Here is a 23,269-nt window from a genome sequence, read left to right as displayed (position 1 = left end):
TGCGCTATCTCGCGGATGAGTAGATCGCCTGGTTGACGATGTTCTCGAGACGCTCCTGCTGTCCGCTCACATGACGCGGCGCGATGTTCCGCTGCACGGCGTCGCTGGCGAGCGACTCGAGCGAGTAGCCGCCCGTGAGCACCTTGCGGCCGAAATCGCTGTCCCAGCCTGCATAGCGCTGCTGCTTGAACGCCGCGAGCCGGTCGTTCGCGATCAGATGCGCGGCGCGCTCCAGCGCGACGGCAAGCACATCGATCGCACCGATATGACCGTGCACGATATCTTCGGCATCGATGCTCTGACGCCGTACCTTCGCATCGAAGTTCATGCCGCCCGTCGTGAAGCCGCCGTTGCGCAAGATCTCGTAGAACGCGAGCGTCAGTTCTTCCACACTATTTGGGAACTGGTCCGTGTCCCAGCCGTTCTGCGCGTCGCCGCGATTCGCGTCGACGCTGCCGAACACGCCGAGCGCAAACGCATTGGCTATTTCATGGTGAAACGAGTGACCGGCAAGCGTCGCGTGATTCGCTTCGATGTTCACGCGAATGTCATCCTGCAAGTCGAATTGCGTCAGAAAGCCATGCACCGTCGCGACGTCGTAGTCGTACTGATGCTTGGTCGGTTCCTGCGGCTTCGGCTCGATCAGCAGCGCGCCCTTGAAGCCGGTTTTGTGCTTGTGCTCGACGACCATGCTCAGGAAACGGGCGAGCTGCTCGCGTTCGCGCTTCAGGTCGGTATTGAGGAGTGTGTCGTAGCCTTCGCGGCCGCCCCACAGCACGTAGTTCGCACCGCCCAGGCGCTGCGTGGCTTCCAGCGCGTGGAGAACCTGCGTGGCGGCGAAGGCAAACACGTCGGGATTCGGATTGGTCGCCGCGCCCGCCGCATAGCGCGAATGCGAGAACAGATTCGCCGTGCCCCACAGCAGCTTGATGCCCGTCTGCTCCTGCTTGCGCGCGAGCACGTCTGTCATCGCCTTGAAATTGTTCACGTAGCTCTTGATGCTGTCGCCTTCAGGCGCGACGTCCGTGTCATGGAACGTATAGAACGGCGTGCCCAGCTTCGAGAACAGTTCGAACGCGTGATCGGCCTTTGCATGCGCCATTTCGAGCGCATCGCCGGAACGATGCCACGGACGCTCGAACGTGCCCGCTCCGAACATGTCCGCACCCGGCCACACGAACGTGTGCCAATAGCACACGGCAATGCGCAGATGGTCTTCCATGCGCTTGCCGAGCACCAGCTTGTCCTTGTCGTAATGGCGATAGGCGAACGGGTTGTCCGTCTGCGGGCCTTCGTAGCGCACAGCGGGCAAGTGTTCGAAGTAAGACATGCGCGTCTCCTGTAGATGTCGGCCGATGCACGCGCATCGAACCGTTCGTGATGTGACGCCATGCTGCCGCTTGCGGGTTTGCGCGGCAATTGCGAAATCCGCCAGCGCGCCTGGTGATTCTTGCTACCCGGCAAAATCCATTGGCGGGCGAGGTCGAGTGACGCCTAGAATAAGCAGAACACTTAAATGTGCGGCTGCATTGCGGCGCAGCACTTGCACGCAGCCTACGCAGATACAACGGAGACAACGCGGCGCTTCAGCGCCGCGCCCTGAGAGTCGATGACACGACAGCATACTGCTCAACGCACGCATCGGATCGCACTGCTCTTCAATGCGAACAAGGTGTACGACCGCGAGATCATCACGGGTATCGGCAATTACCTGCTGTCGACGCGCGTCGCGTGGGATCTGTTTCTCGAAGAAGATTTCCGCGCTCGGCTCAACGGCATCGAGCGCTTTGAAGGCGATGGCTTTATCGCCGACTTCGACGATCCCGCTGTCTGCGAAGCACTGGCCGATTCGCCTCTGCCCGTGGTCGCCGTGGGCAGTTCGTACGAAGACGCCTGCGCTTATCCGCCGAATCTGCCGTACATCGCGACGGACAACATGCAGCTCGTGTCGCTTGCGTACAAGCACCTGATCGGCGCGGGGCTGCAACGCTTCGCCCTGTACAGCCTGCCCGAATCGCCGACCAACCGCTGGGCGCAGGAGCGCGAACTCGCATTCAACGCGCTGCTGAAGGCGGATGGACTCGAAGGCGACGTGCATCGCGGGCTGCCGACCAGCGCGCCCGTGTGGCATCAAGCCAGCGTGCAGCTCACCGAATGGCTGCAAAGCCTGCCGAAACCCGTCGGCATTATCGCGGTGACGGATGCGCGTGCACGTCAGGTACTGCAGGCGTGCCTGATCAGCGGCATACCCGTGCCCGAGCAGGTGGCCATCATCGGCATCGACAACGATCCGTTGACGCGCTCGCTCACGCGCATTCCGCTTTCGTCGGTGATTCAGGGCACGGAGGAAATGGGCCGCACGGCCGCGCACCTGCTGCATCAGATGCTCGGCGGTGCACGTTTTGCGGGCCGCCGCATTCTCGTGCCGCCCGTCGGCATCAACGTGTGCGAATCGACGAAGCACGAGCCGCTTGCCAGCCCGTATGTCATGCGCGCGCGTCACTACATTCGCCAGTACGCGTGTCAGGGCATCAAGACGGAACAGGTCGCCGATTATGTGGGCGTATCGCGTTCGTCGCTCGAAGATTACTTCCGTCGCGAACTCGGCTGCACCGTGCATCAGGAGATCCTCAAGCACAAGCTCGATGTCGCGAAGCAACTGCTCGCGCAGCAGGACATGTCGAGCGCGGAAGTCGCCATACGCTGCGGGTTCACTTCGTTGCAGTACATGTATGCCGTGTTCCGGCGCGAACTCGATTGCACGCCGCGCGAGTATCAGGAGCGCATGCAAGCAACGCAGCTCACTCAGGCGCCCGCTGCGCCATCCGCCTAAATGGCTTAATCTGGTTCGATCCGCGACCGCTATGAATTTCGCCGACATGCACAGCACCGACACTTCTCTCTCGTCCAGCGTCCAGGCAGAACACTGGGGCACGTTGCCCGGGCTCGGCGACATTCGTCTGTTCACGCTGCGCAACGCGCACGGCATGCGCGCGGCCATCAGCGATCTCGGCGCGACGCTCGTCTCGTGGCATGCGCCCGACCGCGCGGGACGCGTCGCCGATGTGCTGCTCGGTCACGACACGCCTGCAGACTATCTGGCGAGCCGCTGGTTCTTCGGCTCGACGATCGGCCGCTGGGCGAACCGCATTGCTCAGGCGCGCTTCACGCTCGACGGCGTCGTCTATCAGCTCGATCGCAACGATGGCGACAATCTGCTGCACGGCGGCTCGAGCGGTTTTCACAAGGCGTTGTGGCAGGCGCGCGAAGTGGATGGCGCACTCGTGCTGTCGCATGAATCGCCGGAAGGCGACGCCGGCTTTCCCGGTGCGGTGACGGCGACCGTTCGCTACGCGCTCGACGACGACGGCGCGCTCACGATCGACTACGACGCAACCGCCGACGCACCGACCCCCGTCAGCCTGACAAACCACGCGTACTTCAACCTGTCGGGCGATGCACTCGCCGAGGCGCCGGAGATTCGCGGCCACGTCATTTCAATCGATGCCGACGCATTCTTTGCCGTCGACGCAACGATGATCCCCATCGAACGCAGAGACGTCGCTGGCAGCGTGTTCGACTTTCGCACGGGTGCACCCATCGGCGCGCGTCTCGACTGGCCGGATGCGCAACTCGCACGCGCGGGCGGCTTCGATCATTGCTACGTGCTGCGCGACGGCGCTGCTGCGCTGCGCACGGCCGCGACGCTCTACGATCCCGCGAGCGGACGCGAACTGACGGTGTCGACAGACGCGAAGGGCATGCAGTTCTACACCGGTAACTTTCTCGCGGGCGTCAACGGACGCAACGGCAAGACATACGGCAAGCACGCGGCGTTGTGCCTCGAAACGGGCGCGTTTCCCAATCAGGTCAACATGCCGGATGCAGACGAAGTCGTGCTGCGGCCCGGTGCGCGCTATCGCCACACGACGGTCTACCGGCTCGGCGTTCGTTGAGCGCAGTTTGCATACCCCTTACGTAATCTGTCGAAACATTGTCATTGTTGTAAATCGCGCCCGGCGATTGCGGCATTCACTGCGCCGTGAAATCATAGGCGGCCTTATCTGATCGCCAAGCCAGCCCACTGCGCGCCCCATTCGAGGGCGTAGCGGCCCGCCAGCCAACGCCATCGCCTCCCCTGGCCGATGGTCTTCCGTCTCGAAGCATCACGCGCGTCGCAAACCTTCGCGCAATGACGCATGCGCCTGCATGTCGACGACGGTCGGGGTCAGTTGTAAAACCCGACGCTGTCTTGCCCCCTGGAGCAACCCGTGAACACACCCGAAACCATTGCCGTCGATCGCACCTCGCGCGTCGACGCCAGGAACAAGAGCGCCGGTAATGGCGCACCGTCCGCGGGCTCGCGCCGCATCACGTTCATCCGCTGGCTGCGCAAGGTGCACAGCTGGATCGGGCTGTGGGGCGCCGCGCTCGGTCTGCTGATGGGCACGAGCGGCTTTCTGCTGAACCATCGCGGCGGACCGCTGCGCGTATCGACGGGCGAGCCGCAAGTCGAGTCGCTGCAGGTGAAGCTGCCGCAGCCCGCGCCCGAATCGCCGCGCGATCTCGCCAAATGGCTGAAGCAGGAACTCAAGGTGCAAGGCAAGCCAGGACGCATGCAGAAGGAGCCGTCGCATCCTGTGGCATGGGGCGACCGCACGGCGGTGCAGCCGGAACACTGGCAGGTCTCGTTCGCGACGCCGAATGAAAACACGCAGGCGGAATACTGGGTCGGCAATGACTATGTGACCGTCAGGCGCAGCGCGAACACGTTCCTCGCGGCGCTGACGAATCTGCACAAGGGCGTGGGTTTGAGCGTCGGCTGGGTGCTGCTGATCGACACGTTCGCGGGCGGTGTGATCCTGCTGTCGCTGACGGGCGTGCTGCTGTGGACGCAGCTGAACAAGCGCCGCACGATCGGCGCAGTGCTGGTGCTGGGTTCGATCGTCGCGGCGATCATTGCCGGAATGGCCTGACGCCGCACGGCTCCGCAAAGTGCCGGAAAGCACTAGAAAGTACTAGAAAGTACTAGAAAGTACTAAAGGGCGACGCGCAACCGCGCATCGCCCTTTTTCAACACATGCTCTTGACGCTTAGCGGCGGAAAGCCGGTGCGCCCATGGGCGCGCCCGTATTGCCGCCGTCGACGACGATCTCAGCCGCCGTCATGCCCGACGCCGCATCCGATGCAAGGAACACGGCCGCCTGCGCGACTTCGTCGGCGAGCGCGAAGCGGTTCATCGGGATCATCGGCTTGAGCGCCGCTTCCGTCGCGTCGAGCGTCGCGCCTTCGCGGTCGCCGCGCGTCCAGATCGACGTGCGCGTGCCGCCAGGAATCACCGTGTTCACGCGGATGCCGCGCGTGACGAGTTCCGATGCGAGCACGCGCGCCATGCCGGAGATGGCCGCCTTCGACGCCGAATACGCCGACGATCCCGGCGCGCCCAGCTGACGCATCACCGAGCCGTTCAGCACGATCGCGCCGCCCTCGCCCATCAGCGGCGCGGCCGCCTGCACGGTCAGGAACACGGACGTCACATTGGTGCGCATGATCGCCTCGAACTTCTCCGCGGTCGTGCCGCCGACGGGCGTCGCGCCGCTCACGCCCGCGTTCGCGAACACGATGTCGAGCTTGCCGAACTTGTCGGCGATCACTTTCATCACGTCGTCGATGGCTGCGGGGTCGTTGATGTCCGCGCGGATCGCGAGCGCGTTCGGGCCGAGTTCGGCCACCGCTTCGTCGAGCTTTTTCTGGTCGCGGCCCGTGATGGCGACCCGCGCGCCCTGCGCAATCAGGATGCGCGCCGCCGCGAAGCCGATGCCGCCGTTACCGCCTGTGATGAGGGCCGTCTTGTTTGCGAATGACATGATCACTCCAAAAGTTAAGGTTAGAGGCGGACATCCGCCGGCAGCTGCTTTATAATTGCAACTGCAATCTTAAATTAATGATAGTGATCACAATCAATACATGTCAAGCGTTTTTCGCGATCGCGTTTCATTGAGCAGGTCGAACGAGGTGGATCAGCGGTCAACTACCCCACCCCAAAAGGGCGGAGCTTGAGGCTGTAAATCAGGCTCGGGTTGACCAGACCCAGTGCTGCAAGGCACTACGTTGCACAGAAGACAGCAGACCCACCCCGGCATGCTTCCTCAGTGTCAGGCTCTGGAAGGGACGGTTGCAGACACGCGACCGGGTAAGCACGAAACGGACCGTCTCCGTCAGCCATCGGCTGGCACCTGCTGTGCAACATCGTCGAGGGGAGACTTCCCGCAAGGGGAGCGTCACAAGGCCCGTAAGGGCACCGCTTTTGCAGGAAGGAGCAAGCCGTGGCTGTATTTGTGCTGGATCGAAGTGGTAAACCGCTAATGCCGTGCACCGAAAAGCGGGCGAGGCTATTGCTCGCCCGTGGCCGCGCGCGCGTGCATCGCATCATCCCTTTCGTGATCAGGCTCACCGGGCGCAGGGCCAGCGGCTGCTCGCTCCAGCCACTGCGCGTCAAGCTCGATCCCGGTAGCAGGGTCACCGGCATTGCCCTCGTGCGCGAGGCTGATGACGGCATTGCTGTGCTCAACCTGTTCGAGTTGGTTCACCGTGGTCGCCAGATCAGCGAGGCACTGACAGCACGGCGGGCCTTTCGTCGCCGTCGTCGCGGCGCCGACCTGCGCTACCGCGCGCCCCGCTTTCTCAACCGCGGCAAAGCCAAGGGCTGGCTTGCGCCGAGCCTTATGCATCGCGTGCACACCATGATCGCCTGGGTGAATCGCGTGCGCCGCTGGGCACCGGTCGCCGCACTCTCTTCGGAACTGGTCCGCTTCGACATGCAGGCGCTCGCGAATCCCGAGATCGCGGGCATCGGGTATCAGCAGGGCACGCTTGCGGGCTACGAAGTTCGTAACTATCTTCTCGAGAAGTGGAATCGTACCTGCATCTACTGTGACGCCACGGATCACCGGCTGCAGATCGACCACCTCACGGCCAGGGCGCGCAATGGCAGCAACCGCATCGGCAATCTCGGCCTTGCGTGTGGCGACTGCAACCAGGACAAGGGCGCGCTGGACGTGCGCGAGTATGTCAGGGATCCGAAGCGGCTTGCGCGCATTCTCGCCACTGCCTCGCGTCCGTTGCAAGACGCCGCTGCCGTCAATGCGACACGCTGTGCGCTCGCCAGTGCGCTGAGAGCCACAGGCCTGCCGCTCGAACTCGATTCAGGTGGGCGTACGAAATTCAACCGGGTCACGCACAATATACCCAAAACCCATGCCCTGGATGCCGTGTGTGTCGGCCAGGTCGACGCGCTGCGCGACTGGCAGCGCCCGTCACTGACCATCCGCGCGACGGGGCGCGGCAGCTACCAGCGAACGCGTCTCACGCGCCACGGCTTCCCTCGTGGCTATCTAATGCGGCAAAAGCAGGTGCATGGGTTCCAGACCGGCGACCATGTGTGCGCCAACGTACCCCACGGCAAGAAAGCCGGTGTCCATACCGGTCGCGTTGCGGTTCGTGCGACGGGCTCGTTCAACATCCACACAGGCACGGCTGTCGTTCAGGGCATTGGCCATCGCTTCTGCGCGCTCATTCAGCGTGGTGACGGCTATGCGTACTGCTTTGAGCCCAAGAATCGCCTCCGACAAGGAGATGCAATCTAATGAAAGTCAGCAAGGAAAAGGCGGCGCAAAACCGCGCGGCCCTCGTCGAAACGGCCGCGCGCCTTTTCCGGGAGCGCGGCATCGACGGTGTGGGCGTGGCCGAAATCGGCAAGGCGGCAGGACTCACGCATGGCGCGCTGTACGCGCACTTCCCGTCGAAGGAAGCGCTCGCCGCCGAGGCGCTCGAACATGGGCTGCAAATCAGCCACGCTCGAATGACGGCGGCGCGCGAGGGCCGTCTGCCGAGCCTGAGCGAGCTGCTCGACAGCTATTTGTCGGAAGAAAAGCGCGACGACATCGCGAACGGCTGCGCGCTGGCCGCGTCGGCGAGCGACATCGGCCGCCTGGATGAGACGATCAGCGCGCGCTACAGCGACGGCCTGGAGAAGATGGCAGCCGTGTTCGAGAAGCACCTGCACGCGCACAAGGTGAAAGGCAACCACCGCGAAAAGGCGATGGCGATAGCGGTCGCGCTGATCGGCGCGATCGCCGCGTCGCGCGCCGTGCTCAAAGCGCAGCCGGAACTCGCGAACGAAATTCTGCGCGCGGTGCGGCGCACGGTTGGCGAAATAGCGGGGGAATGAGCGTGAGGAATAAGCGCGGGGAATAAGCCGGGCGCTGAACCGGTTTGACGAAGAACTGCAACAAAAGCTCGACGCACATGGCGCGCAGCGCTCACCCGCACGCACCGCGCCTTGAACTCGCGAAAGCGATGGCCAATAGTTGAAGCGTTAGAGCGGACTGCGCCCTGCACCGACTCGTGAAGGGCGCGCCATTTCTTCGAACAAGGAGTGCATCGTGCGCAAGATCTTCGTTTCTTTGCAACTGACCACTGCCCTCGCGCTGTCGATGAGCGCGGCGCTGACCCACGCGCAAGGGCTTTCCGCGTACGACGACGTGAACGCGCCCGCCAACAGCACGCGTCTGATGCCCAATGCGGCGCGCGGCAGCGAATATCCGACGCACGGCAACCAGCAGGCGGGCGAACTCAACTTGAACCCGACCGATCCGCGTGCGCAACTCGTCAACGGCACGCCGAACAATGCGCAGTCGGGAGGCTATGGGTCGCCGCTAGCGGGCGTGCATTCAGCCGTCCAGCCCGGTCAATGAGCCGAGCGGATCGCACAAGGAAAAAAGCCCGCTTACGCGGGCAACCTTCTCCGAGGAGACATCGATAAAACGTAATCAGCCTTTCGTTGCGCCAAAGGTCAGCCCTGCAACGAAGTGCTTTTGCATCGCGAAGAACATCGCGACGGACGGCAGCGCGGCAAGAATGGAGCCCGCCGACACGAGATTCCACGCCGTCGTCCATTGTCCCTTGAGCGCCGCGACACCGACCGTGATCGGCGCGGCCTCGTCACCCTGCGTCAGACACAGCGCCCAGAAGTAATCGTTCCACACGAACGTAAAGACGAGAATAGCGAGCGCGGCAAGCGCCGGGCGAATCAGCGGCAACACGATCTTGAAGAACACGGTCCACTCGCCCGCCCCTTCAATACGCGCCGCCTCCACGAGTTCATACGGCAGCTGCTTGATGAAGTTGCGCAGAAAGAGCGCGCAAAAGCCCGTCTGAAACGACACGTGAAAGAGGATCAGCGCGCTGAGCGTATTGAAGATGCCGAGGCTCAGCGACAGATCGCGCACGGGAATCATCAGGATCTGGATCGGCACGAAGTTGCCGGCGACGAAAGTCGCAAAGAGCGTCGTGTTGCCGCGGAACTTGTAGATGGCAAGCGCGAAGCCCGCCATTGCCGCAAGCGCAATCGAACCGATCACCGACGGCACCGTAATCAGCACGCTGTTCCAGAAGTAATGCAGCATCGGCGACGTGGTGAGCGCTTCGCGGTAGTTGTCGATGAACGCGATGTGCTTCGGCCAGCCCCAGTAATTGCCTTCGCTCAGCTCTTCCGTCGAGCGTACCGAGGTGACCAGTACGGCGATCATCGGCAGCAGCCAGATCAGCAGCGCAACGGGCAATGACAGTTTGTACAGCCGCCGGTTGACCGGCTTCCATTTGGCAACAGGCATCGGATACATGATCGTCCGCTCCTTACTGTTCGTTGCGCAGCATGCGGCGCAGGTGATAGACGATATAGACGAGCATGATCGCGAACAGCACGACGGCAATCGACGCCGAATAGCCGATGCGGTAATACTTGATCGCCTGGTCGTACATGTAATACGCGAGCACCGTCGAGCTTTCGAACGGACCACCGCCTGTCATCACCGAAATCAGATCGAAGCTGCGCAGCGCGCCGATCACCGTCACGACGATCGCCATGAACGTGACGGGCCGCAACTGCGGCAGCACCACATGCCACAGCATCGACCAGCCCTTCGCGCCTTCCATGCGTGCGGCTTCAAGCTGCTCGCTGTTGAGCGATGTCAGACCCGTCAGATAAAGAATCATGCAGTACGCGGTCTGCGGCCAGAGTGCGGCGAAGATGATGCCGAAGGTCGCATAGTGCGCATCGCCGAGCACGGGCACGCCGTGGCCGAGCAGCACCGCGAACAGGCCGAAGGTCGGATCGTAGAACCATGAAAAGATCAGGCCGACCACGACGCCCGACAACACGAACGGCGCGAAGAACAGCGACTTCACCACGCGGATGCCCGCCACCGCCTGGTTCAGATAGAGCGCGACGGCGAGGCCCATCGGCGGTGCGAGCAGGAACAGCACGAGCCAGATGAGGTTGTTTTTCAGCGCAGTGTAAAAGGTCGGCGCCTGAAACAGTTCGACGTAATTCGCGAGACCGACGAAGACCTTGTCGGTCATGCCGTCCCAGTTGTAGAAGCTCAGCCAGATCGACGACAGGATCGGCCAGACCACATACACCGCGACCATAAAGCATGCGGGCGCGAGAAACAGCAGCGCGGCCTTGCGCTGACGCCGCGCGGTAGGCGACGGCCCGCGCTTGCCGCCCGCTGCGCGCGGCAGCGGCGACGCCTGCGGCTGCGACGGCGGCGTGCCGTTGATGTCCTGACGTGTGACGGAGTGCGACACGACGATTCTCCAAGTGGTGCTGTGCGCCGGACCGAAACTGAGACGGTCCGGCGCCGTTGCTTCACAAACTTACTTCTTGTAAATGCGCTTACGCGTCTGCTCGAGTTGCGCGAGGATCGCATCGAGCTTCGTCGGATCGGCGATGAACTGCTGCATGCCCTTCATCCCTTCGTCGGCCATTTCCTTCGTCATGTCGCGATCGTAGAACTGCGCAATGCCGCCCTTCGTATTCGACAGGATCTGGAAGCCGATCCTCGAAATGGGATCTTCCGGCTCCGGCGACCTGCTGTTCGCCGACAGCGAGCCGAGACCCGTCGCGAGCTTCGCGCCCTGCTCCGGCGTTTCGACGAACGCGAGGAACGTGTGCGCGTCCGTCTTGTTCTTCGCCTTCGCGGGAATATGCAGCGATTCGACGGGGCCATCTTCCGCCGTCGGCACATTCGAGTCGATGATCGGGAACTGGAAGTAGCTCATGTTCGGCTTCACGTTCGGCGGGAAGCCGCCCGTGATGAACGTGCCCATCAGCATCATCGCGGCCTTGCCCTGGAACAGGAACGGCTGCGCCGCGTCGAGATCGTACGAGAGCGGGTTGTCGATGAAGTCCTTGTCGTCGAGCAACTGCTTCCACGTCGTGTAGACCTTCTTCACGCGCGGATCGGTGTACGGCACTTCACCCGCCATCAGCTTCTGGTGGAACGCGTTGCCGTTGACGCGCAGGTCGAGATAGTCGAACCAGCCCGCCAGCGTCCACGCATCGCGGCCGCCGACAGCGAACGGCGTGATGCCCGCTGCCTTCAGCTTCTTGCACGCATCCATCAGCTGATCCCACGTCTTCGGCTCCGACGCGATGCCTGCCTTCTGGAACAGATCCTTGCGATAGAACAGGCCCCACGAGTAGTACACGGTCGGCGCCGCGTACTGCTTGCCGTTGTACGTCGACGATTCCTTCGTCGATGCATACATGCTGTCCCAGCCGTTCTTCTTCCAGTCGCCGCTCAGGTCTTCGAACAGGCCGCGGCGCGCGTAGTACGCCATGCGCTCGCCGTTGTGCCAGTTGAGCACATCGGGCGGGACCGTCGACAGCCAGCCCGGCAACTGCACCTTGTACGCTTCTTCATCGACGAACGACGCCTTCACGTCGATGTCGGGATGCGCTTTCCTGAAGTCGTCGATCACCGATTGCCACACTGCGCGCTGGCTTGCGCCCTTGAACGCGATGTTCATCGTGAGCGTGCCTGCTTCCGCCGTGCTCGCCGCGAACGGCGCAACGGCTGCGGCGACCGCGAGGGCGGCGGCAGCAATCGCGGTGCGCGCATTGAGTTGTCGTGCTGTCATTCTCCTGTCTCCTTTACGTCCTGGTTCTTACATGCTGGATCACGGCTGTTTTCGCCGATAACTGCGCTGCTAACGGTATTACTCCGTTCGATAAGCCGACACGCCTTGCGGCTCGACGTCACGCGTGCCGATCACGAAGCGCGACGCATCGACGCCTTCGATCACATGCCGCGCATTCGCATAGTTGAATACATACGTGAGCTTGCCGCGCCGGCTGATACGCAGGCTGTCGCCGAGCGGCGTCGGCGTGAGGCCGGCTTCCGTCGCGATGCGCGCGAACAGCGACTGCGTGAGCGCATCGTCGAACAGGCTCGCGAAATAATGAACGGAACCATGCTGCACGTACGCGGGATGCCCGTCGGCGAAACGCGCGCGCACGCCGAAGCTGCGCTCATCCGCTGCATCGATCAGATCGCGCCAGTGACGCGCCTGGCCTTCGCGCAGTCCGTCGCCCGCGCCGTTGATATGGACGGGCTCCGTCACGTTCGGCCGCATCGATTCGACGCGCCACACGCGGATCGGCAGCAGCGACGCGAGCGCGCCGGGCGGCAGATTCGCGGGAATCTGCAGATCAGGCGTCTTCGAACCCGTGCGCGGACCGAGCACCACATGCGCGCCCGATGCCGCGAGCCGCACGGCAAAATCGCCGGGCACGACGGGCAGCGGCGGCACGACGATCATCTTGTAGCCGTCGAGCGGCGCATCGGCGCAAATCACATCAACGTCGAAGCCGAGCGCACGCAGCGCCGAGTAGTACTCGAACGCGAAGCGCGGATAGTGGAAGTCGGCGCCCTGCGGATGGATCTCGAAGAGCCACTTCGCTTCGTAGTCGTAGATCAGCGCAATCTTGCTGCGGATAGTCGCGTCCGCATCGGCATTCGCCGACGACACCTGCGCGATTTCGCGCGCAACGTGCTCCGCTTCGCTGCCGCCGATATCGAGGCGATTGTCGGGCGTGTTCAGGCCCGCATGCATCTGTTCCTGCGCGAACGGCGCCTGACGCCACCGGAAATACGATACGCAGCCCGCGCCGTGCGCGAACGCTTCCCAGCTCCACAGACGCACCATGCCCGGCAGGGGCGACGGATTCCAGTGCGCCCAGTTCACGGGACCAGGCTGCTGCTCCATCACCCAGAACGGCAGCTTCGACATGCCGCGATACACGTCGTGATTGAACGACGCGAAGTCGGGATGCCCCATACGCAGGAACTTCGCCTTGATCTCGGGCGCGTACCACTGCTCTTCGAGCGCGCCGAGCGGATAGCTGTCCCACGTCGCCACATCGAGATCGCGCGCGACCTTGTAGTGATCGAACTCCGTGAAAAGCTGCATGAAGTTGTGCGCGACAGGACGGCCCGGCGAATGCGCGCGAATGATCTCGACCTGCATGCGGTTGTAGCGCGCCACTTCATCGGACGCAAAGCGGCGATAGTCGAGCCGGTGCGAAGGATGCGCTTCCGTCACGGTCGCAATGGGGGCGTCGATTTCGTCGAAACTGCGGTATTCCATGCTCCAGAACACGGTGCCCCATGCGCGGTTCAACGCGTCGATGGTCTGATAGCGCTCCTTGAGCCAGACGCGAAAACGCGCGACGGCAGCAGGCGAATAGCTGACCACCGTGTTGTGGCAGCCGAATTCGTTGTCGGTCTGCCAGTAAGCGACGGCAGGATGCTTGCCGTAGCGCTCGGCCACCGCCGTGCAGATCTTGCGCGACGCTTCGAAGTACGACGGCGACGAGAAATCGTAGTGTCGGCGCGAGCCGAACGCACGCGGACGCCCATCGGCGCCGACGGGCAGAATGTCGGGGTGACGGTCGATCAGCCACTTCGGCGGTGTCGCCGTCGGTGTGCACATCACCACTTGCAGACCCGCTTTGCCGAGCACGTCGATCGAACGGTCGAGCCAGCCCCAGTCGTATTCGCCGGGCGTCGGCTCCATGCGGCTCCATGCAAACTCCGCGATTCGCACCTGCTCGATGCCGAGCGCCTTCATGCGGCGCGCGTCGTCTTCCCACATCGATTCCGGCCAGTGCTCCGGGTAATAGCAGACTCCTAGGCGCATGCGCGTGTCCCTCAAATGTAGTGTTCGACGGTATCGAGCGCCTTCACGGCGAATCCGTCTTCGGTGAAAAGATGGCAGGCACGGACGGGCGCGGCGAACACCGCGCGCTCGCCCTGTTCGATGCGGGCGTTGCCGGGCACCTTGGCGATCAGCACGCCGCCGCCCGGCTGGTCGAGATGCACGTAGCTGTGCTCGCCAAGATGCTCGATCAGCGAGATGGTGCGCGTGAGCGTTGCATCATGTCGTGATACATCGCTCGTAACGAGTTCGAGATGCTCGGGGCGCACGCCGAGCGTGACGGGCTGCCCGCCTTGCAGCGTGCTGCCGTCGACGGCAATACGCATCGTTTCATTCGTATGATCGAGCGTAACGTCGACGCCTTGCGCATCAAGCGCCGTGACGCGCCCAGGCAGAAAGTTCATGCGCGGCGAGCCGATGAAGCCCGCAACGAAACGGCTATTGGGCCGGTGATACAGTTCGAGCGGCGCGCCGATCTGCGCGATGCTGCCGTAGCGCTCGGTGTCCTTACCCGAATGCAGCAGCACGATCTTGTCGGCGAGCGTCATCGCTTCCGTCTGATCGTGCGTCACGTAGACGACACTCGCGGTGGCGAACTGCTTGTGCAGACGCGCGATCTCAATACGCGTCTGACCGCGCAGCGTCGCATCGAGATTGGACAAAGGTTCGTCGAACAGAAACACACCGGGCTCGCGCACGATCGCCCGGCCAATCGCGACGCGCTGCCGCTGGCCGCCCGACAATGCACGCGGCTTGCGATCGAGCAGCGCTTCGAGTTGCAGGATGCGCGCGGCTTCCTGCACCTTGCGATCGATTTCCGCCTTCGGCTTCTTCGCCAGCTTGAGGCCGAAGGCCATGTTCTCGTACACGCTCATGTGCGGAAACAGCGCGTAGCTCTGGAACACCATCGCCACACCGCGCTCCGCAGCGGGCACGTCGTTGACGATGCGCCCACCGATCGACAGGTCGCCGTCCGTCACATCTTCCAGCCCCGCGATCATGCGCAGCAGCGTGGACTTGCCGCAGCCCGACGGGCCGAGGAATACGCAAAACTCGTTTTCGCCGATCTCAAGATCGACGTTGCGGATTACGGGCGCGTTGTCTCCATACGCTTTTTGCACGCCCTTCAAGGAAATGCTCGCCATCGCTTCGACTCCGTGATTTAATCAGCTCGAAGCGGAGATTAAGCGCTTAATCTGAATGACCGAAAAAACGATCGCCGGGCGATCGCTGGTCGTTCTGAATGCCTTCTGCAAGGCAGCAAGGCTTGTCTCCGATAATCGTTCTGGTGTTTTGCGCATGGTGCCGCGCCTTCGCGGCCAATGCAAATGTTGAACGCATGTCCCATATATTGAATAGACGTCGCAAATCATGTCCACCTTGAACGAAGTCGCGCGGCGTGCCGGCGTCACGTCGGCCACCGTTTCGAACGTGCTGCGCAATCGCGGACGCGTCGGCGAACAGACGCGCCTGCGCGTGCTCGAAGCCGTCGAGGCGCTCAACTATCGTCCGCATCTCGCGGCACGCGCGCTCGCCGAAGGCCGCGCGCCGACCATTGCGCTGATGGTGTCGAGCATCGCGAATCCGTTCTATCCAGAGTTCGCGCTCGCCGCCGAACGCGCGGCACGCACCAGTGGGCACTTCGTCATCATCTGCAACACGAACGAAGACCCGCATGCGGGCCGAACCTATCTCGATCAGCTGGCAGGCTCGCTCTCCGAAGGCGTCCTCGTGATGAACGCCAATCTCGACTTCGACGATCTGCGTAAAGCCGAAGCGCGCGGCACGCCAGTGGTGCTGTGCATGTGGGAACGTCCCGACGATCCGCCCGGCCTGCCGTGCGTCGCCGTCGACTTCAGGCTGGCGGGCCGGCTCGCCGCGCAGCATCTGATCGACCTGGGGCACACGCGGATCGGCGCGGTGGTCGGCAGCAAGCAGTCGGGCATTCATGCATCGCGCTACGAAGGCTTCGTCGATGCAATACGCGAGGCGGGCCTGAAAGTGCCTGCAAAAAACGTGCGTTATGCACCCGATACGATGGAAGGCGGCTACTCGGCGGCACGCGATCTGCTGGAGCGCGACGCGAAGATGACAGCGATCTTCGCGTCCAACGACCTGCCCGCACTCGGCGCGATTCACGCCGCCGCCGATCTCGGCCGCGACGTGCCGAACGATCTGTCCGTGATCGGCATCACCGACATTCAGCTCGCGCGGCAATCGCGCCCGCCCCTCACCACCGTCGCGGTGCCGACTGTCGAGGCGGCCGAACTCGCCGTCTCGCTGCTACGCGAGCTGATCGAGCGGCCCGCGCGTGCACAGGGCTCGCATCAGAAGGCGCCGTGCATCTGCGTGACGTCGGAGCCGAAGCTGATCGTGCGCGGCTCCACGCTCAAACTCACGCGTTAGATGCGTCCGAAGCGAGAGCTTCGCTACGTCGGATAAATCCGCAGAACCAGCAACGCCTCGATCGATCCTGGTCAAAACCCGTACAAACGCCTGTTTGGCACACGCGCTCGCGACACTGAACAGAATGCATGCAAGAACCCTCGAAACGCTTGCAATTCAAAGGGTCGCGTCGCGCGGAGCGTTTGAATACAGGACTGTGCACCGTCATTGAACCAAAAAATCCGCGTCAAAATGTCGTCGCGCTTGTTAGACTCGAATCGACTTCTCAGGGGTTTTCGATTCGTCAACTACCCCACCTTAAAGGGTGGAGCTTGAGACTGTCACTCAGGCTCGGGTTGACCAGACCCAGTGCCGCAAGGCACTACGTTGCACAGAAGACGGCAGACCCACCTTGGCATGCTTCCTCAGTGCCAGGCTCTGGAAGGAACGGTTGCAGACACGCGATCGGGTAAGCACGAAACGGATCGTTCTCGTCAGCCAGCGCGCTGACACCTGCTGTGCAACATCGTCGAGGGGAGACTTCCCGCAACGGAAGCGTCACAAGGCCCGTAAGGGCATCGTTTTTTGAAGGAGTCGTCGTGGCTGTGTTTGTGCTTGATCGAAGAGGCAAGCCGCTAATGCCGTGCAATGAAAAGCGGGCGCGACTGTTGCTGGCCCGCGGCCGCGCCCGCGTGCATCGCGTCATGCCGCTCGTTATCCGCCTTGTGGATCGTCAGACCGGAGCCTGCTCGTTCCAGCCGCTGCGCCTCAAGATCGATCCCGGGAGCAGAGTCACCGGAATGGCGCTTGTGCGCGAGACCGATGACGGCATCGCTGTGCTCAACCTGTTCGAACTGGTTCACCGCGGTCGCAAGATCAGCGAGGCGCTGACAGCACGGCGGGGATTTCGCCGCCGTCGTCGCGGCGCCAACCTGCGTTACCGCCCCCCGCGTTTCCTCAATCGTACGAGGCCGTCCGGCTGGCTTGCGCCGAGTCTCATGCATCGCGTGCACATTACGATCGCATGTGTGAATCGCGTGCGCCGCTGGGCACCCGTCACAGCGCTATCTTCGGAACTGGTCCGCTTTGACATGCAGGCGCTCGCCAATCCTGAGATCTCTGGCATCATGTATCAGCAGGGCACGCTTGCAGGCTACGAAGTACGCGAATATTTGCTCGGGAAATGGAGCCATACCTGCATCTATTGTGATGCCACTGGTCGCCCGCTACAGATCGAGCACCTCACTGCCAAGGCGCGCAATGGCAGTAACCGCATCGGCAATCTAGGGCTCGCGTGTGGCCAGTGCAACCAGGACAAGGGCGCACTCGACGTGCGCGAGTACGTCAAGGATCCGAAGCGCCTTGCGCGCATTCTCGCCACCGCTTCTCGGCCGTTGAACGACGCTGCCGCTGTCAATGCAACGCGCCGGGCACTTGCCAGCGCACTGCAGATCACCGGCCTGCCGCTCGAACTCGCCTCCGGCGGACAAACGAAGTTCAACCGGGTTACGCGTAACATCCCGAAAACCCATGCGCTCGATGCGGTATGTGTGGGGCAGGTCAACGTGGTGCGCGGCTGGCAGCGGCCATCACTGACCATCAGAGCGACGGGGCGCGGGAGCTATCAGCGCACGCGTCTGACGCGCTACGGCTTTCCTCGTGGCTACCTGATGCGGCAAAAGCAGGTGCAGTGTTTCCAGACCGGCGACCACGTGCGCGCGGACGTACCCTGCGGTAGAAAAGCGGGTATCCATATCGGTCGCGTCGCGGTGCGTGCGACTGGCTCGTTCAACATCCAAACAGCCACGACTGTTGTTCAGGGCATCAGCTATCGCTACTGCACGCTAGTCCAACGCGGTGACGGCTACGCGTACTCCCTTAAACCCAGGAATAGCTTTCGGCAAGAAGACGCGGGAGACGGTCATCCTTCGCACGTCGCGCTATCCCTTCCCAGCAAAAATGCTGGAGTTGCTGGCCGACTCTCATGAACAACACAGTGGATGATCCAGAAGTCGTTCCGCGCTATCGCATCGGGGCCGTCGCTCGCATGGCGAATCTCCCCGTTGGCACGCTGCGCATCTGGGAGCGCCGCTACGGCGTCGTCGCGCCGCCCACCACGCAGTCCGGTCATCGTCTCTATAGCGAAGCCGACGTGCGGCGCGTGGCGATGATCAAAGCGCTCGTCGATCGCGGCTATTCGATCGGCTCGATCGCCACCCTGCAGACGGGCGAACTCGAACGCCTCGCGTTCATGCATGTCGACAAGACGCCTGTGTCGCCGCTCACGGAAGGACGGCCGGGCCTGCGGCTGCGCATCGTCGGCACGGCGCTCGCCAGCACGATCCGCCAGCATCTGCATGCGATGCAGGCTGAGCTTGCGAGCGAGCCGAAGGTCTTCGAAAACATGACGGCCGCGTTCACCGAACGTATGAACCAGCCCGCTGACGTGCTCATCATTCATCTGCCGTCGCTGCACACCGACGACGTCGAACGCGTGCTAGCGTTGAGCGCGTCGACGCACGCGGAGAATATCGTCGTCGTGTATTCGTTCGCCGCCGCGAATACGATCAACCTGCTCGAGCGCGTCGGCGTGCGCACGATACGCGAGCCGCTCGACCAGCCATCGATCGCACAGATGCTCGGCGATTTCCAGCGCAAGACGGGCACGACGGCCGCGCAGCCCGACATGCGCGAACCCGCGCCGCAACGACACTACACCGATGACGCGTTGATGGCGATGGCGCATGCGTCGACCACCATCGCCTGCGAGTGCCCGAAGCATCTGGCGAACATCATCATGCAGCTGAGCGCGTTCGAGCAGTACAGCGTGAGCTGCGCTTCGCGCACGCCCGCCGATGCCCTGCTGCATGTCTATCTGGCGAACATCTCGGGCCGTGCGCGCGCGATGTTCGAGCACGCGCTGCTCAGGCTCGAGCGCGAAGAAAGGTGGGTATTGGAAAACCGCTGAGCGCGTACATAGCAATTGAACGGCTGCGCTAAACGTTTGCGCAGCCGTTCGGCTCCTAGCGTTGTGCGCGTTTGTTCGCGTACATCGCAACGTCGGCTTGAGCGAGCAGATCGTCGATTGTCTGCGGACTGTCGGGCGTGTACGTCGCCGTGCCCACGCTGCAATGCAGTTGATAAGGCGTTCGCGCCGACTGGTTCTGCAGTTCCAGCTGATGCCTGAGCCGCTCGATGGTCTGCAGCGTGCCTTCCTGATCCGATTCGGTCAGCAGCACGACGAACTCGTCCCCGCCTAACCGGCCGATTACATCGCTGTCGCGCAGTGCCGTCCGCAGCACCGTTGCAAATGCAATCAATGCGCGATCGCCTTCCGCATGACCGTACACGTCGTTGATCTGCTTGAAACCGTTGAGATCGAAGAACAGCAGCGAGGCAGGCTTTTGCGCGCGCTTGCAAAGCTTGATTGCATGATGCGCGAGCGCTTCGAAGCCGCGGCGGTTCGACAGGCCCGTCAGTTCGTCGGTGGTCGCAAGCTGCACGGCGGCGATTTCCTGCTCGGCCATGCGTGCGAGATCGCGCAACAGCACACGCTCTTCATCGTCGAGCGCACGCGGCTTCGAATCGATCAGGCAGAGCGTGCCGAGCCGGCTGCCGTTGTCGACGGTGAGCGGATAGCCCGCGTAGAAGCGGATGTTCGGATCGCCCGTGACAAGCGGGTTGTCTGCAAAGCGCACATCGGCGGATGCGTCGTTCACGAGAAACAGGTCGTCGTCGAGAATGGCGTGACCGCAGAACGACACGTCGCGCGGCGTTTCGGAAGCGTCGAGGCCGGGATGCGATTTGAACCACTGGCGGTGGCTGTCGACCAGCGTGACGGCCGCAATCGGCACGCCGAACAGGCGTCGCGCGAGGCGCGTAAGACGGTCGAAGCGCTCTTCGGGCGGTGTATCGAGGATATGCAGTGAACGCAATGTCTCCACGCGTTCGCTTTCGTTTTCTGGTATCGGAGGTCGCAACATTCGAGATCCGGTTAAAACACGAATGCGCGATACAGGTTTAGCACCACGCAAGTCGCCGCAGGTTGAACGGAACCGAATATAAATTTTATCCGGGGTTGGCGACAAATGGAAAGCATGGCCGTGCTTCTTCCGCTATGCGCGCCGCTCCCGCGAGCCTTCTGAAAGCTATCCGACCCCTGTCGGCCCGTTGAGAACGATCCTCACCTTGCGCGCCAGTTCGGCGCGCCGATACGGCTTGTGAATGATGTCGAACTCGCTGCCGTTTGCGTCCGTCCGTTCAAGCGACGCATCGGCATAGCCCGTCGTGAGCAGCACCTTGATCTTCGGATACAGCCGTCGCGCCTCGCGGGCGAGCATCACGCCGTTCATGTTGCCGGGCATGATGAGGTCGGTGAACAGCAGGTCGACGACCGTGCCGTCCTCCAGGATGTCCATCGCCTCCTTCGTGTTCAGCACGACACGCGTGCGATACCCGATCTGTTCGAGCATCGCCTGCGCGACCTCCGCGACTTCCACGCGATCGTCGACGATCAGGATCGTTTCGTTGCCCGCCTTTTCGATTGCCTTCGGCGCGGATGGACGGCGTTGCGCATTGCCTTGGACAGCCGGGAAATAAAGCCGCAGCGTCGTGCCGACGCCGGGCTCCGAATAAAGGTTTACCGCACCGCCCGACTGCTTTGCGAAGCCATAGACCATCGACAGGCCCAGCCCCGTTCCCTTGCCTTCGTCCTTCGTCGTGAAGAACGGGTCCATCACACGGTCGAGTATTTCAGGCGCGATGCCGCACCCGTTGTCGGAGATGGCGATGGTCACATAGAAACCCGAACGCAGATCGGCGAATCCGACCATCTCCTGCTGTTCCAGTTCGACTGTCTCGGTGCGCACCGTCACCACGCCATCGCGGCGCGACGTGAGCGCATCGCGTGCGTTGAGCAGCACGTTGAGCAACGCGACTTCGAGCTGGGTCGAGTCGACGCGGCAATTGCCCAGTCCTTCTTCGTATTCCGTCCTCAACGATATGTTCTCGCCCAGCGTGCGCCGCGCAAGTTCAACCATGCTGTCGGCCAGCGTGTTCAGATTGACCGTGCGTCCCACGAGTTTCTGCTTGCGCGCGAACGCGAGAAGCTGCTGCGTCAGCGTCGTCGCTTTGGCGACCGCGCCGCGTATGCGGTCGAGGCTCTGCAACATCGCCGCGCTTTGCGCATTGCCTTCGATACCCATCTGCAGCACGTCGACATAACCGGCCATCACCTGCAGCAGGTTGTTGAAGTCGTGTGCGATACCGCCCGTCAACTGACCGAGCGCTTCCATCTTCTGCGCCTGATGAAGCGCATCTTCGGCGTCGCGCCGGCGGCTGACGTCCAGCTGCGAGCCGAAGAAATAGACGAGATCGCCCTGCTCGTTAAACACGGGCGAGATGAACAGCGCGTTCCAGAACGTCGACCCGTCCTTGCGATAGTTGAGTATTTCCGTCGCCAGTTCGCGGCGATCCGCGACGGCGGCGCGCACTTCGTCGATGGTCGCGCGGTCGGTCTCCGGCCCTTGCAGAAAGCGGCAGTTGCTGCCAATGATCTCCGTCAGTTCATAGCCCGTCATGCGCAGGAACGCATGGTTCGCGAAGATCACGGGGTTGTCGGGCAGATGCGGATCGGTGACGATCATCGGCATGCGTGTCGTCGATACGGCGGCGAAGAAGATATCGTCCCGATGATCGCTGATTCGGTGCGCGCCGCTCCGGATGGTCGTGACAGTACGGTTGGTATCCATGGCAATTGACGCAGTGTGGTGCGGCAAGCCACGGTTCCCTTCCACTCGATGCTTTACGTGGGCATGGCGCACTCCGGTTGGAAAAACCGTACCGATCTGCGCAGATCGGTACGGAGTCGCAATATCGCCTTCGATGCGAAATCCGTGCCGATGCGGGAAAGCGGAAGTTATTGCGCGATGACTCGTTAATCGAAGGGAAGTGTTACCGCGTTCGGCATGCTTCGCTGACCTCAATTGAGGGACGTACGGCGCACGTTTACACAAAAAGGAAAGGGCGATAGAAAAATTTTCAACGGGCTTCCAAGCGCGCTTCACTGCTGCGTTCGCCGCAACATCGACACGTCATATCCCAACTCACGCACGCGTTCGAGCAGCGCACGTTGCAGTTCGACCGCGGGTTTCGCGTCACGCGTGAGTATCCACAGATACGTTCCGCACGGCTCACCGACGATCGACCACCGATAGTCGTCGCCGTGATCGAGCACCCAGCAGTCGCCGACATAGAACGGTCCGAAGAACGACAGCTTCAGCTTGGCGTTGTTCGAATCGTGCGTCACGCGCGCCTTGCCGCGCGCGATCCGTCGCAGTCCGTCCGCGCCACCTTCGTGACCGATGTTGATCACGCTGATAAGGCCATCGTCGCGCTTCGCATAGTCGGCCGTGACGTAATCGCGGCCGCGTTCGAAACGATTGTCATAGCGCGCGAACTCATACCAGCGCCCCGCGTAGAGGTCCAGATCGACGTGCCTGGCCGGGTCGGCCACACGCGCATTGCCTCTTTTTCTTTTGATGACGATGGCGCACGCGATCAGCTGCGGTGGCAACGGCCGCGCCCGCAAGCACTGCGCGTGCATGCATACGGCCGTGTGCGTGTTGTGCGTTTTCGCTTCTTTCGACACGCATCAGAGATGAAGCCTCGACAGGCGACAAAACCGTTTTGACCTGACGCCCTGAAAAAGTTTTCGCTGCACGGCGCACTACGCTGTCAGCACAATGTATGCGTCGCGCCAGCGTACCGACGCCGATTCGCAATAGCCGCTATGCTCTCTCTTCTGCTTTTCAACCCGCTC

19 protein-coding genes are annotated in these 23,269 nt (G+C 62.5%); 9 read left to right on the top strand and 10 right to left on the bottom strand.

Features of this window, described 5'->3' with window-relative positions; all coding sequences use genetic code 11:
- Window positions 1-4 precede the first annotated feature (4 nt).
- Window positions 5-1,330, bottom strand: coding sequence for a xylose isomerase (xylA, locus tag FRZ40_RS15145; RefSeq protein WP_147234556.1), 1,326 nt, complete (start codon window positions 1,328-1,330; stop codon window positions 5-7).
- Window positions 1,331-1,609: 279 nt separating this feature from the next.
- Here xylA and FRZ40_RS15140 point away from each other — a divergent pair, with 279 nt between their 5' ends.
- The 3 genes from FRZ40_RS15140 (at window position 1,610) to FRZ40_RS15130 (ending at window position 4,976) form a co-directional block, all read left to right on the top strand.
- Window positions 1,610-2,833: a XylR family transcriptional regulator gene (locus tag FRZ40_RS15140; protein ID WP_147234555.1), complete on the top strand. Its 1,224-nt coding sequence runs from the start codon at window positions 1,610-1,612 to the stop codon at window positions 2,831-2,833.
- A gap of 31 nt (window positions 2,834-2,864) precedes the next feature.
- Entirely contained in the window at window positions 2,865-3,956 is a 1,092-nt protein-coding gene (locus tag FRZ40_RS15135) for an aldose epimerase family protein (protein WP_147234554.1), read from the top strand.
- 315 nt (window positions 3,957-4,271) lie between these two features.
- Window positions 4,272-4,976, top strand: coding sequence for a PepSY-associated TM helix domain-containing protein (locus tag FRZ40_RS15130; protein ID WP_028372021.1), 705 nt, complete (start codon window positions 4,272-4,274; stop codon window positions 4,974-4,976).
- 117 nt (window positions 4,977-5,093) lie between these two features.
- Here FRZ40_RS15130 and FRZ40_RS15125 read toward each other — a convergent pair whose 3' ends face one another.
- Window positions 5,094-5,867 carry an SDR family oxidoreductase gene (locus tag FRZ40_RS15125; RefSeq protein ID WP_147234553.1) on the bottom strand — a complete coding sequence of 258 codons (774 nt, stop codon included), beginning with the start codon at window positions 5,865-5,867 and terminating at the stop codon, window positions 5,094-5,096.
- A gap of 459 nt (window positions 5,868-6,326) precedes the next feature.
- On the opposite strand from FRZ40_RS15125, the gene iscB (FRZ40_RS15120) reads away from it, so the two are divergent.
- From iscB (FRZ40_RS15120) to FRZ40_RS15110, 3 genes are all read left to right on the top strand, one after another.
- Window positions 6,327-7,646: an RNA-guided endonuclease IscB gene (iscB, locus tag FRZ40_RS15120; protein WP_147234552.1), complete on the top strand. Its 1,320-nt coding sequence runs from the start codon at window positions 6,327-6,329 to the stop codon at window positions 7,644-7,646.
- A complete protein-coding gene (locus tag FRZ40_RS15115; RefSeq protein WP_147234551.1) occupies window positions 7,646-8,230 on the top strand; it encodes a TetR/AcrR family transcriptional regulator in 585 nt (194 codons plus the stop codon). The genes iscB (FRZ40_RS15120) and FRZ40_RS15115 overlap by 1 nt, the downstream gene beginning before the upstream one ends.
- A gap of 265 nt (window positions 8,231-8,495) precedes the next feature.
- Window positions 8,496-8,756, top strand: coding sequence for a hypothetical protein (locus FRZ40_RS15110; protein ID WP_240057199.1), 261 nt, complete (start codon window positions 8,496-8,498; stop codon window positions 8,754-8,756).
- A gap of 75 nt (window positions 8,757-8,831) precedes the next feature.
- Here FRZ40_RS15110 and FRZ40_RS15105 read toward each other — a convergent pair whose 3' ends face one another.
- From FRZ40_RS15105 to FRZ40_RS15085, 5 genes are all read right to left on the bottom strand, one after another.
- Complete coding sequence (locus tag FRZ40_RS15105) at window positions 8,832-9,683, bottom strand: carbohydrate ABC transporter permease (protein ID WP_028372017.1); 852 nt, start codon at window positions 9,681-9,683, stop codon at window positions 8,832-8,834.
- Between the two features lie 13 nt (window positions 9,684-9,696).
- The gene (locus FRZ40_RS15100; protein WP_147234549.1) at window positions 9,697-10,650 is read right to left on the bottom strand and encodes a carbohydrate ABC transporter permease; all 954 of its coding nucleotides are present in this window, start codon (window positions 10,648-10,650) and stop codon (window positions 9,697-9,699) included.
- A 69-nt stretch (window positions 10,651-10,719) separates the two neighbouring features.
- Window positions 10,720-11,985, bottom strand: a complete 1,266-nt coding sequence (locus FRZ40_RS15095) for an ABC transporter substrate-binding protein (protein WP_147234548.1) — start codon at window positions 11,983-11,985, stop codon at window positions 10,720-10,722.
- Between the two features lie 78 nt (window positions 11,986-12,063).
- Window positions 12,064-14,046 (bottom strand): beta-galactosidase, encoded by a 1,983-nt coding sequence (locus tag FRZ40_RS15090; protein WP_147234547.1) that lies wholly within the window; start codon window positions 14,044-14,046, stop codon window positions 12,064-12,066.
- Between the two features lie 11 nt (window positions 14,047-14,057).
- Window positions 14,058-15,209: an ABC transporter ATP-binding protein gene (locus tag FRZ40_RS15085; protein ID WP_028372013.1), complete on the bottom strand. Its 1,152-nt coding sequence runs from the start codon at window positions 15,207-15,209 to the stop codon at window positions 14,058-14,060.
- Window positions 15,210-15,435: 226 nt separating this feature from the next.
- On the opposite strand from FRZ40_RS15085, the gene FRZ40_RS15080 reads away from it, so the two are divergent.
- From FRZ40_RS15080 to FRZ40_RS15070, 3 genes are all read left to right on the top strand, one after another.
- Entirely contained in the window at window positions 15,436-16,470 is a 1,035-nt protein-coding gene (locus FRZ40_RS15080; protein WP_147234546.1) for a LacI family DNA-binding transcriptional regulator, read from the top strand.
- Window positions 16,471-17,048: 578 nt separating this feature from the next.
- Window positions 17,049-18,437, top strand: coding sequence for an RNA-guided endonuclease IscB (gene iscB / locus FRZ40_RS15075; RefSeq protein ID WP_147234545.1), 1,389 nt, complete (start codon window positions 17,049-17,051; stop codon window positions 18,435-18,437).
- Window positions 18,434-19,417, top strand: coding sequence for a MerR family transcriptional regulator (locus tag FRZ40_RS15070; protein WP_147234544.1), 984 nt, complete (start codon window positions 18,434-18,436; stop codon window positions 19,415-19,417). Before iscB (FRZ40_RS15075) ends, FRZ40_RS15070 begins: the two co-directional genes overlap by 4 nt.
- Before the next feature lie 55 nt (window positions 19,418-19,472).
- Here the strand turns inward: FRZ40_RS15070 and FRZ40_RS15065 are convergent, their stop codons facing one another.
- The 3 genes from FRZ40_RS15065 to FRZ40_RS15055 form a co-directional block, all read right to left on the bottom strand.
- Window positions 19,473-20,432 (bottom strand): sensor domain-containing diguanylate cyclase, encoded by a 960-nt coding sequence (locus tag FRZ40_RS15065; RefSeq protein ID WP_028372010.1) that lies wholly within the window; start codon window positions 20,430-20,432, stop codon window positions 19,473-19,475.
- Between the two features lie 165 nt (window positions 20,433-20,597).
- The gene (locus FRZ40_RS15060) at window positions 20,598-22,199 is read right to left on the bottom strand and encodes a hybrid sensor histidine kinase/response regulator (RefSeq protein ID WP_147234543.1); all 1,602 of its coding nucleotides are present in this window, start codon (window positions 22,197-22,199) and stop codon (window positions 20,598-20,600) included.
- Between the two features lie 311 nt (window positions 22,200-22,510).
- The gene (locus FRZ40_RS15055; RefSeq protein WP_147234542.1) at window positions 22,511-23,053 is read right to left on the bottom strand and encodes a lipocalin family protein; all 543 of its coding nucleotides are present in this window, start codon (window positions 23,051-23,053) and stop codon (window positions 22,511-22,513) included.
- Window positions 23,054-23,269 lie beyond the last annotated feature (216 nt).

The organism is Paraburkholderia azotifigens (assembly GCF_007995085.1).
Taxonomy (GTDB): domain Bacteria; phylum Pseudomonadota; class Gammaproteobacteria; order Burkholderiales; family Burkholderiaceae; genus Paraburkholderia; species Paraburkholderia azotifigens.
Note: the sequence above shows the minus strand (reverse complement) of the source record. Positions and strands in the feature narration are given on the sequence as shown.

Excerpts from the sequence above, each read along its gene's own strand:
- FRZ40_RS15115 (WP_147234551.1), top strand. The coding sequence starts at position 7,646 with ATGAAAGTCAGCAAGGAAAAGGCGGCGCAAAACCGCGCGGCCCTCGTC.
- FRZ40_RS15095 (WP_147234548.1), bottom strand. The coding sequence starts at position 11,985 with ATGACAGCACGACAACTCAATGCGCGCACCGCGATTGCTGCCGCCGCC.
- xylA (WP_147234556.1), bottom strand. The coding sequence starts at position 1,330 with ATGTCTTACTTCGAACACTTGCCCGCTGTGCGCTACGAAGGCCCGCAG.
- FRZ40_RS15140 (WP_147234555.1), top strand. The coding sequence starts at position 1,610 with ATGACACGACAGCATACTGCTCAACGCACGCATCGGATCGCACTGCTC.
- FRZ40_RS15125 (WP_147234553.1), bottom strand. The coding sequence starts at position 5,867 with ATGTCATTCGCAAACAAGACGGCCCTCATCACAGGCGGTAACGGCGGC.
- FRZ40_RS15105 (WP_028372017.1), bottom strand. The coding sequence starts at position 9,683 with ATGTATCCGATGCCTGTTGCCAAATGGAAGCCGGTCAACCGGCGGCTG.
- FRZ40_RS15060 (WP_147234543.1), bottom strand. The coding sequence starts at position 22,199 with ATGGATACCAACCGTACTGTCACGACCATCCGGAGCGGCGCGCACCGA.
- FRZ40_RS15070 (WP_147234544.1), top strand. The coding sequence starts at position 18,434 with ATGAACAACACAGTGGATGATCCAGAAGTCGTTCCGCGCTATCGCATC.
- FRZ40_RS15065 (WP_028372010.1), bottom strand. The coding sequence starts at position 20,432 with ATGTTGCGACCTCCGATACCAGAAAACGAAAGCGAACGCGTGGAGACA.
- FRZ40_RS15090 (WP_147234547.1), bottom strand. The coding sequence starts at position 14,046 with ATGCGCCTAGGAGTCTGCTATTACCCGGAGCACTGGCCGGAATCGATG.
- FRZ40_RS15055 (WP_147234542.1), bottom strand. The coding sequence starts at position 23,053 with ATGCACGCGCAGTGCTTGCGGGCGCGGCCGTTGCCACCGCAGCTGATC.
- FRZ40_RS15135 (WP_147234554.1), top strand. The coding sequence starts at position 2,865 with ATGAATTTCGCCGACATGCACAGCACCGACACTTCTCTCTCGTCCAGC.
- FRZ40_RS15110 (WP_240057199.1), top strand. The coding sequence starts at position 8,496 with ATGAGCGCGGCGCTGACCCACGCGCAAGGGCTTTCCGCGTACGACGAC.
- FRZ40_RS15085 (WP_028372013.1), bottom strand. The coding sequence starts at position 15,209 with ATGGCGAGCATTTCCTTGAAGGGCGTGCAAAAAGCGTATGGAGACAAC.
- FRZ40_RS15080 (WP_147234546.1), top strand. The coding sequence starts at position 15,436 with ATGTCCACCTTGAACGAAGTCGCGCGGCGTGCCGGCGTCACGTCGGCC.